Genomic DNA, 12,863 nt, shown 5'->3' with positions numbered 1-12,863 from the left:
GTGTGGCCGGATGTGCGTGGCGAATACTTGTTTTATCGAATCCTGAAGTTGGGAAGTTTTGTAATGGCACAGGGTACTGTGAAGTGGTTCAACTCGGAGAAGGGCTTCGGGTTTATCGCCCCAGCTGACGGTGGCAACGACGTGTTCGTTCACTACTCCGAGATCCAGGGCACTGGTTTCAAGACGCTGGAAGAGAACCAGGCAGTCGAGTTTGAGATTGGTGAGGGCCAGAAGGGTCCGCAGGCTCTGGACGTGAAGCCTCTGTAAGTCAACCGTTTCCGGGTTGAACTGGGTTATTGTCTGGTTTGGCGCGCGGAATTTTTGGCTTTTCAAGGTCCATGTTGTGTTCATGGGGTGAGCCTTGATTCTCCCACGTGGAAAGTGATTTCTGCGTGGGATTTTTGTATTTCTGGTGGCAGCGGGTCAATCCGAGTTACTGACTGCGTTTATGACAAAAATGGCCCGAAAAATGGCTTGAAAGTGTCATAAACTCATACAGTTTCACATTTGCAGCCCGCGATCACGCGGCCGCTGCGGCGGCTGCGCCCGCTGCGGCCTGTCGTGGCCAGCCACTGACAGCCACGGGGATGATCATGGCCAGCCGCACAGCAGCCGTCGGGTCTGCAACTGCCGGCCACCGGGGATCCCCCACAGCAGCCCCTTCAGTCACACCCAAAATCCGCCCGATACTTGAGGAATCCACGCGACAAACTAGATTGTGTGTACGGTATTCCTTATATTCTTCATATTCTTTCCAGATAATCTTCCGGGGAGAACGCGGCCGGGAACTGATTTGCACTGATCGGAACCGGTGGAACCGATTGCGGGCTTCTCACAGCTGAAGCCCAGCCAGAGTCCGGCCAAGAACCCCAAGATTTAAACGAAAACCAGAACCTAAACAGTCAAAAACATTCAACGTTGCAGGATAGAAAAACTTCTATGGCGAATTCAGACGGCCTCAAGCGCCTTGTAATTGTCGAGTCGGCGACGAAAGCTCGCAAGATTCAGCCGTATCTCGGCGATGATTACATCGTGGAGGCGTCGGTGGGCCACATTCGCGACTTGCCCCGTGGCGCAGCCGACGTTCCGGCTCGTTACAAGAAGGAGCCCTGGGCTCGTCTGGGCGTGAATGTCGACAACGGATTCGCTCCGTTGTATGTCGTCAGCGCTGATAAGAAGAAGAAAGTCGCCGACCTGAAGGCCAAGCTCAAGGAAGTCGACGAGCTCTATCTCGCAACTGACCCCGACCGTGAGGGCGAGGCCATTGCCTGGCACTTGCTGGAGGTTCTGAAGCCCAAGGTGCCGGTGCGTCGCATGGTGTTCCATGAGATCACCAAGCAGGCCATCTTAGAGGCCGCCGCCAACACCCGTGAGCTGGACCAGAACCTGGTCGACGCCCAAGAGGGTCGCCGTATCCTCGACCGTCTCTACGGCTACGAGGTCTCCCCGGTGCTGTGGAAGAAGGTCATGCCGCGCCTGTCGGCAGGCCGTGTGCAGTCGGTGGCAACGCGCGTCATCGTCGAGCGTGAGCGAGAACGCATGGCGTTTATCTCCGCCGAGTACTGGGATGTCGCCGCAACTTTGGACACCGGCTCAGCTTCTGCTGACGCCAACCAGCCGAAGGAGTTCGTCGCAACCCTGACCAGCGTTGATGGTCAGCGCGTAGCGCAGGGCCGAGACTTCGATGACCGTGGCCAGCTGAAGAAGTCCGATGGCATCCGGGTCGTCGATAAGCAGCTCGCCGAAACCCTGGCGGCGGACCTCGTGGGCTCTGAGCTCAAGGTCGCGTCGGTGGAGGAGAAGCCGTACACGCGCCGCCCGTACCCGCCGTTCATGACTTCTACGCTGCAGCAGGAGGCGGGCCGCAAGCTGCATTACACCTCTGAGCGCACGATGCGTGTGGCGCAGCGCCTGTACGAAAACGGTCACATTACCTACATGCGTACCGACTCTACGACGCTGTCCAAGGCCGGTATCGACGCCGCGCGTAAGCAGGCGCTGGAGCTCTACGGCTCGGAGTACGTCGCCGATGCGCCGCGCCAGTACTCGCGCAAGGTGAAGAACTCGCAGGAAGCGCACGAGGCAATTCGTCCGGCTGGCGAGACATTCGCAACGCCGGGGCAGCTGGCGGGATCGCTGGATGCCGAGGAATTCAAACTCTACGAACTAATCTGGCAGCGCACCGTCGCCTCGCAGATGGCCGACGCACGCGGCACGTCCATGAAGGTCACCATCGCCGGTGCTACCGACACACACGCCGTCGAGTTCGCCTCCACCGGACGCACGATTCGCTTCCCGGGCTTCCTCAAGGCATACGTCGAGGTCTCCGCGCTTTCCGACGGCCGCAAGGTCGCCGACAACGCCGAGAAGCGTCTGCCACAGTTGACGGAAGGCCAGGGCCTGACGGCCACGGACTTCAGTGCCGACAGCCACTCCACCAACCCGCCTGCGCGCTTCACCGAGGCCAGCTTGGTGAAGAAGATGGAGGATCTGGGAATTGGTCGTCCGTCGACCTACGCGTCGATTATCAAGACCATTCAGGATCGCGGCTACGTCTACTCCCGCGGTAACGCTCTGGTGCCCTCGTGGGTGGCCTTTGCCGTGGTGGGGCTGATGGAGGAAGCGTTCTCCGATTTGGTCAACTACGACTTCACCTCCGAGCTGGAGGATGAGCTCGACGGCATTGCTGCGGGCAATAAGGATCGCACGACCTGGCTGACCGGTTTCTACTTCGGCGATGACAAGGATCACCGCCACAAGGGAGCCGACGCTATTGCGACCCACGGTGGTCTGAAGAACATCATCGATGTGAACTTGGAATCGATTGATGCTCGGAAGGTCAATTCGCTCCACCTTTTCGACGATGCCGAGGGCAACCCGATCATCGTTCGCGTTGGCCGCTATGGGCCGTACCTGGAGCGTACGCGCCCGGGTGCCGGTGAAAACGGTGCCGACGAGGTGCAGCGTGCCAACATCCCGGAGGCCATGACTCCGGACGAGCTGGATCTGGCTGCCGCTGAGAAGCTGCTGGCCATGCCGCAGGGCGGTCGTGAACTGGGCATTAACCCGGCTAATGGTCGCATGATTGTTGCTCGCGATGGCCGCTACGGTCCCTACGTCACCGAGCTGGTCACCGATGAAGAACGCGAGAGTGTCGTAGCCAAGGCTGAGGAGATCATCGCAGCTGAGCGCGCCGAAGAGGACGCTCAGCGCGCTGCCGAGGGCAAGCGGAAGAAGAACTGGGAAACCAAGACCGCCGCCAAGCAGAAGGAAAAGCGCACCGCGGAAATCATCGAGGAAACTCTGAAGCCGAAGACGGCCTCGCTGTTTTCCTCCATGGAACCGTCGACCGTGACGCTGGAAGAGGCTCTGAAGCTGATGAGCCTGCCGCGCGAGGTCGGTGTCGATCCGGTCGATAACGAGGTTATTACTGCTCAGAATGGCCGTTACGGTCCGTACCTGAAGAAGGGCACGGACTCGCGTTCACTGGCCAACGAAGAGCAGATCTTCACCGTGGCTTTGGACGAGGCGCGTCGTATCTACGCTGAGCCGAAGCGACGCGGTCGCGCTGCTGCGAAGCCACCGCTGAAGCAGTTGGGTGACAACGATGTCTCCGGTCGCCCGATGTCGGTGAAGGATGGCCGCTTTGGGCCCTACGTCACCGATGGCGTTACCAATGCCTCGCTGCGCAAGGGTGATACACCTGAGACACTGACCGATGCCCGCGCCTGCGAACTGCTGTCTGAGCGTCGTGCGAAGGAAGCCGCCGATGGTGGCACAAAGAAGGCGGCGAAGAAGTCGACTCGCAAGACCACGAAGAAGGCTGCGAAGAAGACCACCAGGAAGGCGGTCAAGCGCACCACCAAGCGAGTGGTGAAGGCGACCCGCCGGGGCAAGTAGGGCAAGTAGGTCTTAAGCGCCCGCCGCGTCCGCCACACCTGGCGTGCCCGCCGCACCCGCCGCACCCGGCGCACCCTGCGGAGCCGGCTTGGGGCCACCGACCCCGGCCAACTCCGCTCGCATCGTCGGCCCGTACGACAGCCGGCGATGCACTTTCTCGAACGGCCCCTGCATGCCGCGACGCTCCATCGCCCACGCGGCCAACAACGTCACCAGCCAGACACCAACAGCGATGAGTGTTTGCACAAATGCACCCATATCGCGCGGGATGTTCAGAGTAAACGGGTACACCAGCGCAAAGAAGATCACCGACTGCATCAGGTAGCCCGTCATCGAACGCTTGCCGAGCGCCACAATCGGCACCAACCAGCCAGGCACAGCCGCGCCCGCGTTCAGACGTCGCTGGAGCGGCTGCAGCGCCAGCGCCAAACCGGCCAGAATTCCCGGGCCGGTGAAGACTCCAGCAAAGCTATTGATGGCCAAGAAGGCCATGTGCTGTCCGGCTGGAAGAACACCAATCGCTGCCAACCCCATAGGGATGCCGATACCGAAAGCCACGACCACAGCCACCACGAGCCACCGAATAAGCAGGGGGCGGTGCGCGTCAACGTCGTCAAGCACGCCCTTGCGAGCCCACACGAAGCCAATCATCATCACCGGCAGGTAGAGGAACAGCTGCAGCGGCAGGGTAGTGATGCTCATTGTCAGGACCTGCAGATTCGCGGCGAGCATATCCAGGTAACTTGTTTCAATCGCACCGCCGTTGACGAACTGGCTCATGTCGGAGCCGACGAACTCGGCGTCGGGCATCGCAATTACGAATCCCAAAAACAGCAGGCTCAGTGCAGCGTTGATCGTCAGCGCAATCCACGCGAGAATCGTCAGCACCTTGTTGCTGAGGCCCATAAGTAGCCCGAGGATGATGCCGCAGATGCCATAGAGAAATATGATGTCGCCAAAGAACAGAAACAGCATGTGCGCAACGCCGAACAGCCCCAGGAACGCATAACGCTTTACGACGACCACCCGCGCCCGCGACCGTGGAAAGTTCCTCCTGGCCAAACTGCGGACGATGAGTCCCACACCGAAGCCGAGCAGCGTTGCGAACATCGGCAACCCGCGATTGTGTGCGGTCACGGCGGTAAACAGCACGGTGGCCTTGTCGGCGATGCTGTCGTTTATGACGCCGCCGAAGAATGCTGCGGGCAGTTCTGGATCTGCAACCAACCAGGCAGTGGCAATGTTCGCGATCGCGATGCCAAGGAGGGCGAATCCGCGCGCAGCATCGGGGACGAGCATGCGGGGTCTGGGGTCGGTGTTAGAACTGGGTCGGTTGTCAGTCATTCCTCCAACGTAAAGGATTGGCGGGAGGGTGCGCAGGTTCGCGGTGGACAGCGATTGTTGCAGGGGTCTTGCGGTATATCGAAAAACGATATAGTATCGAAAATCGATACATCGAATAACGATGTGTTGGTGTTGGGTGGCGGACCCAGTCTGCCCACAGAATAATCTCACTAACCGCGCCAATTACGGTGCAGTAAGGAAGTTAGCTATGGTATCTCCACAGACCAAGAAGCCAAATGACCCGTATGTCAATCAAACTAAGGAGCGCCGGGATGTAATCGTGAGCCTTTTTGCCGGAGTGTTTGCACTGGCTTACATTTTGCTCCAGCTCCGCCATCCGGTTCTTCATCAGCAGTTCCCCAGTGATCTGACCCTGCTTTTGCCCGAAGTGCTGGGAAGTGACAAAGGGGTTCCTATCGAGGTTATGAGTGGTGGAGTCCTCTCCTTGTTTATTGCTGCGACTGTTGTTCGATGCGCTATCGTCGCCGCGATTGCCGTGCTCTGCGTGTTGTTCTCACTCTCGTACCTGAAAGGCGAGTTTTTTACAGTTAAGACTGCGCGACGAGTTATGGCTATCTCCTGGCTGGTAGCGATGTATCCGGCAAGTAGTTTCCTGCAGCATATGGGCGAAAACTGGGTCGCAAGTAGCCTGAATCTGAGCACGTGGTACCAGCGTGATCATGCCGATTTCAATGAGCACCTGGGAATATGGTTTGTCCTTATGATAGTCATCTCCACTCTCGGAGTTATGTTGTTCCGAGCTGCGCGAATGCAGGAAGACCAGGAAGGACTCATTTAAATGGCGAAGGTTGTGTGCCACTTAGATGAGCTGCTTGAAAGCCGCGGAATGACGTTGGCAGCCCTTTCCGAACAGGTCGGGGTCACTCCGGTCAACCTCTCAGTGCTGAAAAACAACAGGGCGAAGGCCGTGCGATTCACGACGCTCAGTATGTTGTGCGAAGCTTTGGACTGCCAGCCAGGAGATTTATTCTCGGTGGAGTAAGTGTGCTCGCCGTCTGAGGAGTCTAGGGGTACTGGGCGCCCAACGAGCACTAGGCTTCGTCGGCAAGCGTCGGGCGCACCGGGCGTGCAAGCTGCGTCATGTGCGTACGGCCACGCAGCTCCACAGACTTCAGGGTGGTCCAGCGAGCCTGCTCGTCCTCGTTAGCCAGGCGAATAGTAGAAGCCGTGGCGAGCACGCGGCCCGGGGTGTCCTTGGCCAGCTCGGTCAGACGGGCAGCCTGGTTAACCGCGTCACCAATGACCGTGTACTCAAAGCGGTCGCGGGCACCGATGTGGCCGGCGACAACGTGCCCGGCGGAGACGCCAATACCCGCGGTGAGCTGGAGGTCGAGCAGTTCCTCGCGCAGTTCACGGGCGGCTGTGAGGGCGTGCCCAGCAGTGTCATCGAGGGGCAGGGGAGCGCCGAAGACAGCCAGAGCCGCGTCACCCTGGAACTTGTTGATAATGCCCTTATTGCGGTGCACACAGTCAACAACGTGGTCGAAGAAGGCATTGAGCTCACGGACAACGACTTCTGGTGAGTTCTTCTCCGCGAAGTTGGTCGAACCAATCACGTCCACAAACAGCACCGCGACTAGGCGATTCTCGCCGCCCAAAGTCGGCTTTTCTTCCAGAGCCTTACGGGCGACCTCAGACCCGACATAGCGGCCGAAGAGGTCACGGACCCGCTGACGCTCCTGCAGGCCACGCATCATTTCATTGAAACCCGCCTGGAGGACGCCCATCTCGGAGCCGTCGTAAATAGGCACGCGCGTATCCACCTGGCCCTGGCGGACCTTGTTAATCGCGCCCGTGAGATCACGAATCGGGTCGACGATGGACATAGTGGCCAACATCGTGCCGAAATAGCCGGTAATCAGAGCCAGAATTGCCAGCGCGGTGATGGTGGGCAGCAAATCTGCCGCGTCATCTGTGAATAGACCACGGCGCTGACCTATCAGCACAAGCAGGATTGCTACCACTGGAACACCGCTGGTCAACACCCACGTCTGGCGCAGGCGGTGGCCAATCGGTGGCTCCAGCGAGGAATCCGGGGCCCTACGCGCCAGCGCCTCCACAGCAACCGGACGCACCATGCGCTCCGCGATTAGATAGGTCAACAGTGCCACCATGGCGCCACCGAGCACCGAGGTGAGCAGCACCATCAGGCCAATCTTGCTGTCATAGGCGAACGCGACTCCACTGAAGACAATCACGCCCAGAGACCAGATGACGGTACCCAAGAGTGCCTGATAGACAGGCACGCGCATGACCAGATAGCGCACCCGCCGCGGATCGTGCAGCTCTGGATGACGCTGCCATTTCAACAGCGGCTTGAACAGGATCCAAGTAGTGCCGATTCCCGCAATAATTGCCAGAACCAGGTAACCAGCCAGGGCATAGATGACCCCATTGGCCAACCGCGGCAGGTGAGTTTCTTGGTTCAGTGGCAACAGCATGCCGAGGAACAAGCCGACAATCATGGCTCCGACAAGGTTGCAGACGAAGATAAATGAGGCATAAGCAGGCCACATTGTCCCGCTTAGCCATTTCAGATTTCGCCAGAGCCGTTGCATGATTACTACCTTAGTGGCAACCCCGGATTGCAGGGAGTAGTTACCTCACAAGAGTCTCGTGGGGCGCGCTAGAGTTGTGGCCATGACAGAGCCGATGACAGAGCGCAGCGTGTTTTCTCGTATGCCCGAAACCGGTGGGGTTCGCCAGCGGCTGCAGGCTGCTGTGCGCGCTGCGCATTATCGCTTTGCCAATGGTCAACCGCTGGCAGGCGATGGGGTGGAGGTTTCGCCGGAAGGTGGGGACGCGGGGTCGTCGTTAAGCGATGTGCCACGCGACTCGGACATGACGCACGCCTGGCTGTTCACGGGACCTGCGGGGTCGGGGCGGTCGGTGACGGCGACGGCGTTTGCGGCGGCGCTGCTGTGCACGCGACATGACAACCCCGGATGTGGCGAGTGCGAGGGCTGCCGGACGGCGCTGGCGGGAACACATGGAGATATCAAGATTGTGCGCCCGGAGGGCACCATCATTTCGGTGGCGACGGTGAGGGATGAGCTGCGGCCCTGGGCCTACAAGATGCCCACGACGGCGGATTGCCGCGTACTAATCATCGAAGACGCCGACCGCCTCAACGAATCCGCCTCAAATGCGCTGCTCAAGGTGGTGGAAGAGCCGCCGCTGCGCACGGTCATTATCATGTGCGCACCTACGACGAACGCGGAGGATTTCTCCGTTACGCTCCGTTCGCGCTGCCGCCACGTCTATGTGCCGACGCCGCATATCGACGACGTTACAAACCTCCTGCGCGCAGAGCGGCCAGAGCTTACCGACGAGCAAGCGGTCTGGGCCGCGACGGTATCCAATGGTCACATCGGGCGTGCGCGTGGCTTTGTCTCCGATGAGGGCTCGCGTGCCTGGCGGGGTAAGGCCCTGGATTTCGTGGAGGCCGTGTTCGACCCGGCGAAGTCGTATTTGGTGGCGCGAGAGTTAGCCAACGAAGTGGCTGGCGAGGTGAAGCGGCGGATGGAGCCACTAGAGGCTGAGGAGCTGGAGAATCTCGAGCGCTCGTTGGGTGTAGGTGCGTCTGGCAAGGGGGCGCAGGCGGCGCTGCGCGGCTCTAAGGGCGTGATCAAGGAGCTGGAGGATAATCAGAAGCGGCGGCGCAGGCGCGCGGAGTCAGATCTGATTGACCTGTCGTTGACCGACATTATGGGGCTTTACCGTGACGCCCTGGTGCTGGCGTTTGGGGCGGAACGTGCTGGGTCTGCTTTTGACGCTTCTGTTTCAGATTCCGGTGCTGATTCCGAGTTTGGGGATGGCTCCGTCTACCTCATAAATCCAGACCGTCGTCGGACAGCCGCAGAGCTAGCCCGACGTCTTCCGCCGGAGGCGATATTGGCCTCCATCGATGCCGTAACCGAGGTGCGCGGCATGCTCGTGACTGCAGTGAAGTTGACGGTCTTGATGGATGAATTAATGGCTAAATTGCAGATCGCAGGGCAGGTTGGTCGCAGGTAAGCCGGCAGAAGCGCCTAATTTAGCGGACTGCAGGCCCCATTTTGGTAGCGATGGGTGCAGTGCAGTAGTATTACCGCTTGTACATTTTGTGCAGGGTTATTTCTGCTTGCTTGAAAGCTCGGCGCAATGTGCGTGCCGCCTTAGCTCAGTCGGTAGAGCGTCTCACTCGTAATGAGAAGGTCGCGAGTTCGATTCTCGCAGGCGGCTCGGTTTGAAACGGGATCCTTGGAAAAGGGTCCCGTTTTCTATTTTTTGGATCGGTCAAACATGAGGAGAGCGAATCCGACGGCAAGCCGACGTGCGGTGATTCCCCGAAACGAATGGGGGCGGAAATCTCGGAGCCGGGGACTCTCAATCGAGTGTTTGCTACTGTTACTCAGCACATGGCAGGTACGCGGATACTAGGAGAACGCACGATGCGACAGCCCGGACACCAGCGATTAGTAGTGCGACCATCAGCGGGACGACTAGCTGTGGTTTTGGCGGCCGCGGCAATCATGCCTGCCGGTCTTGTGGCCTGCACCATCGACACGGAGGCTTCCAGAGCAGGAAGCGCTCAGCAAGCTGCCTCGGCGGAAACTCAAACGTCCTTGGCAGCTGAAGAAGAGGCCATGCAGATGCCGAACCCCACTCCGCCGAATGAGGAGTTTGCAATGCCTGATTCTGCTAACCCCGACGCAGTCGCTCCGGGCGACGCGCCACAACAGCAAGCTAATCGCGCTACTTCGCGTGCCGACGGCTCCAGCGCTGTAGCCGGTAAGGTCATCTACCTCGACCCGGGGCACGCCGGCACCCCACCACCTGCTGACCTGATGGTCACTGACGGTCGTGGTGGCCAAAAGCCGTGTAATACCTCCGGCACCGCTTCCAACGACGGCTTCCCGGAGCACGAGTTCAATTGGCTGATGGCGCAGGAAATCAAGCAGCTGCTCGAACAGCGCGGTGCTCAGGTGCTACTCAGCCGCGAGGATGACGCAGGTCGTGCAGATTGCATCGATGCTCGCGCAGAGAAGGAAAATGCTTCCAACGCCGATGCCGTGGTGAGCCTCCACGCTGACGGCGCTGGAGAGGGCAACCGCGGATTCCATGTGTCGGCGATTTCTCAGCCGCTCGCTAATAATGACGAGCAGGGATCTACCGCGCTGGCAACCGCCCTGCGCGATGCTTTCGTGTCAGCCGGTTTTGCTCCATCCAACTATCTCGGCAGCGAGGGGCTGAATCCACGCGCAGACCTCACTGGACTCAACCTATCGACGAAGCCAAAGGCACTGGTCGAATACGGCAACATGCGCGATAGCAGCGACATTGCCCTCTTGACTTCCAGCGAAGGCCGTCAGCGCTTGGCAGAGGCCACTGTGGCTGGGTTGGAAGGGTTCTTGGCCCAGTAGCCAACCGGCCAACCTGCTAACTAGCCGGGTTGGCCTTAGCCTTCGGCGTCATCGCGTCGTAAGGCTCCATTATGGGGATATCCAGCATGGTGCTGGGGACACCAAAGGCATCGACAAGTACCTCAGACCAGGGGCCAAGGGAATCAACCAGATCGGCCAAGCCCGCTCGCGCGCCCTTGGTGCGAGTACCGGTGAGCAGTGACTGCTCCAAGAACCAGCCGGCGTTATCGCAGACAACCGACAGGAAGAACACATCACGAACCTGCTCGAGCACTTCTTGAGAGCGCTCGTCTGTGATCGTGGATTCGGCTTCGAAGAACGCTTCCAGGATCATGCGATCGATATGCGCCCACGCGCAGGAAATCATGTGGTCCTGGACCTTGTCCACCAGCTTCGCGGCCTTTTCAACAGGCAGTTTCCGCGCCGGGCGCAGCCTGCGAGCAAGGGACTTGAGAAGTCGGTTCTCGCGCTCGATAAGTAGCTGCATCTGGCTGGCGGGGTCAAAGAGCGAGGACTCATCAGCGTCAGTCAGCGCATCCAAGAGGTTCTGGACGACGGCATCTGCACCGGTGCGACGGCGCAATATGCCACTGAAATTGTCGAGGCCGAAGCGCACCATCTCCAGGTTGGAAAAACTCTGCACCTCCCGGGCAAAACCGCCCAAGAGTTCCTTGGTGACCAGCTGCAACATCACCACGTTGTCGCCCTCAAAAGTGGTGAATACGTCAGAGTCTTCTTTGAGAATGGTCAACAGGTTCTCTGCCATGTAACCGGCTCCACCGGTGGCCTCACGCATCTCCTGGATGGCGTCGGTGGCATGTGCGGTGTTGGCGACCTTCAATGCGGCGGCATGCGCCTCCACTTCACGCAAATCGCGAGCCTGCTCCGGGGTTAGATTCGCACGGTCTAGCCCCTCCGCTTCGAGGTCGTGAATCCGCTTGATTAGCAGGTTGGTGGCAAATTGCAGACCGTACGAACGCGCAATGCGGGGGAGTAGTCGGATTCGGTGTTGGCGGTGCTCAATGAGCTTCTTTTCCGGCAGCGAATCGTCGGGAGCAAATTGGCGCCGCAAGTGTGCGTACTTGGTGCCGATGGTCAATGCGGTGCGGGTTGCCGCACCAGCGGCCGCACCGACTGTCACGCGGCCGCGCACGAGGGCACCGAGCATCGTGAAAAACCGTGCATTGGGGCTGTCAATATCGCTGCTGTACTCGCCAGTGGCCGAGACATCTGCAAAACGGTTAAGCAGGTTCTCCCGCGGCACGCGGTAATGATCGAACATGAGAGTGCCGTTGTCCACGCCCAAGAGGCCGCCCTTGGTGCCGTGGTCGCCGATAGCAACTCCGTCGACAGGCGAACCATCATCATTGCGGATTCGAGCGACAATGCAGTGCACACCATGGGATTCTTCCTGCCCTGGTGTGTAGAGCTGGCAAAAGACCGCAGCCCAGCGCCCATCGCGCGCGGCATTGCCCAAAAACCACTTCTCAGAGGAAGCCGTAGGGGAATTGAGGATGAATTCTTCCGTCTCGGGGACGTAGTGCGCCGTGGTCTCGAGTGATTGCACGTCCGAGCCGTGGCCGCGCTCGGTCATCGCAAAGCAGCCGAGAGCCCGCAGCTCAATGAGGTCACGCACCAACTCGCCGTGACGCTCTGTTCCCAGGTTGCTGACAGCGCCGCCGAAAAGGCCCCACTGCACTCCGGACTTCACCATCAACGACAAGTCGGTGTGGCCAAGCATTTCAATCCCGGTGAGAGTGCCACCGGTATCTCCTGTGCCGCCCTGGTCAGTGCGGAAAGCCCCATAGGGCATGCCGGTCTTAAGCACCTTGGACAGTGACTCGGTGGTGTGCTGCCTGGCCTCCTCCACGGTCAGCCCAGAGGTGGGCCGCAGGGAGGGGTCTTCTAGAAGGACGCGGACATCAGCGCGCGCCTCGGGGAAATAGCCGTCCAGGGCCTTTTGCAGTGCACCTGCCACTTCCGGTTCAGGACGGGAGGGGAGCGTCTTCGGACCGTCGGTCGAGCGACGGCGGGGGATTCGCGTGGAGCTGGAAGAAGTCTGTGCCATAACCCAACGTTAATGGGATATCTGGGGCTTGTCAGCCGCTTTCGACTGAGAAACTCATGAGGAAATCGGGGCCACGGGTCGGAAACAAGCTACCGGGATAGAACGAAGGCGGAAACGCAAAAGCC

The 12,863-nt window shown here is 59.7% G+C and carries 10 protein-coding genes and 1 tRNA gene; 7 read left to right on the top strand and 4 right to left on the bottom strand.

Annotation, left to right across the window (positions count from 1 at the left end; all coding sequences use genetic code 11):
* The first annotated feature begins 63 nt into the window (after positions 1 to 63).
* Complete coding sequence (locus tag AB1Z34_RS04405; protein WP_005511370.1) at positions 64 to 267, top strand: cold-shock protein; 204 nt, start codon at positions 64 to 66, stop codon at positions 265 to 267.
* 253 nt (positions 268 to 520) lie between these two features.
* Here AB1Z34_RS04405 and AB1Z34_RS04400 read toward each other — a convergent pair whose 3' ends face one another.
* Positions 521 to 670 carry a hypothetical protein gene (locus AB1Z34_RS04400; protein WP_188015624.1) on the bottom strand — a complete coding sequence of 50 codons (150 nt, stop codon included), beginning with the start codon at positions 668 to 670 and terminating at the stop codon, positions 521 to 523.
* A 269-nt stretch (positions 671 to 939) separates the two neighbouring features.
* Here AB1Z34_RS04400 and topA point away from each other — a divergent pair, with 269 nt between their 5' ends.
* A complete protein-coding gene (gene topA / locus AB1Z34_RS04395; RefSeq protein WP_367157964.1) occupies positions 940 to 3,900 on the top strand; it encodes a type I DNA topoisomerase in 2,961 nt (986 codons plus the stop codon).
* Between the two features lie 12 nt (positions 3,901 to 3,912).
* Here the strand turns inward: topA and AB1Z34_RS04390 are convergent, their stop codons facing one another.
* Entirely contained in the window at positions 3,913 to 5,244 is a 1,332-nt protein-coding gene (locus AB1Z34_RS04390) for a DUF418 domain-containing protein (protein WP_367157963.1), read from the bottom strand.
* Between the two features lie 208 nt (positions 5,245 to 5,452).
* Here AB1Z34_RS04390 and AB1Z34_RS04385 point away from each other — a divergent pair, with 208 nt between their 5' ends.
* Together AB1Z34_RS04385 and AB1Z34_RS04380 are read left to right on the top strand one after the other, a co-directional pair.
* A complete protein-coding gene (locus AB1Z34_RS04385) occupies positions 5,453 to 6,043 on the top strand; it encodes a hypothetical protein (RefSeq protein ID WP_070429258.1) in 591 nt (196 codons plus the stop codon).
* Positions 6,044 to 6,247 carry a helix-turn-helix transcriptional regulator gene (locus AB1Z34_RS04380; protein WP_069359064.1) on the top strand — a complete coding sequence of 68 codons (204 nt, stop codon included), beginning with the start codon at positions 6,044 to 6,046 and terminating at the stop codon, positions 6,245 to 6,247.
* A 49-nt stretch (positions 6,248 to 6,296) separates the two neighbouring features.
* Here AB1Z34_RS04380 and AB1Z34_RS04375 read toward each other — a convergent pair whose 3' ends face one another.
* Positions 6,297 to 7,823 carry an adenylate/guanylate cyclase domain-containing protein gene (locus AB1Z34_RS04375; RefSeq protein WP_070549776.1) on the bottom strand — a complete coding sequence of 509 codons (1,527 nt, stop codon included), beginning with the start codon at positions 7,821 to 7,823 and terminating at the stop codon, positions 6,297 to 6,299.
* 82 nt (positions 7,824 to 7,905) lie between these two features.
* Between AB1Z34_RS04375 and AB1Z34_RS04370 the strand changes: the two genes are divergently transcribed.
* The 3 genes from AB1Z34_RS04370 (at position 7,906) to AB1Z34_RS04360 (ending at position 10,670) form a co-directional block, all read left to right on the top strand.
* Positions 7,906 to 9,282 (top strand): DNA polymerase III subunit delta', encoded by a 1,377-nt coding sequence (locus AB1Z34_RS04370; RefSeq protein WP_367157962.1) that lies wholly within the window; start codon positions 7,906 to 7,908, stop codon positions 9,280 to 9,282.
* 134 nt (positions 9,283 to 9,416) lie between these two features.
* Positions 9,417 to 9,489: transfer RNA gene (locus tag AB1Z34_RS04365), tRNA-Thr, on the top strand.
* Positions 9,490 to 9,698: 209 nt separating this feature from the next.
* On the top strand, positions 9,699 to 10,670 hold the full coding sequence (locus tag AB1Z34_RS04360) for an N-acetylmuramoyl-L-alanine amidase (protein WP_069359066.1): 972 nt from the start codon (positions 9,699 to 9,701) through the stop codon (positions 10,668 to 10,670).
* Between the two features lie 16 nt (positions 10,671 to 10,686).
* Here AB1Z34_RS04360 and AB1Z34_RS04355 read toward each other — a convergent pair whose 3' ends face one another.
* Positions 10,687 to 12,738: an acyl-CoA dehydrogenase gene (locus AB1Z34_RS04355; protein WP_367157961.1), complete on the bottom strand. Its 2,052-nt coding sequence runs from the start codon at positions 12,736 to 12,738 to the stop codon at positions 10,687 to 10,689.
* Positions 12,739 to 12,863: the final 125 nt, after the last annotated feature.

This window comes from Corynebacterium sp. 045007 (assembly GCF_040743205.1).
GTDB classification, from domain to species: domain Bacteria; phylum Actinomycetota; class Actinomycetes; order Mycobacteriales; family Mycobacteriaceae; genus Corynebacterium; species Corynebacterium jeikeium_D.
Note: the sequence above shows the minus strand (reverse complement) of the source record. Positions and strands in the feature narration are given on the sequence as shown.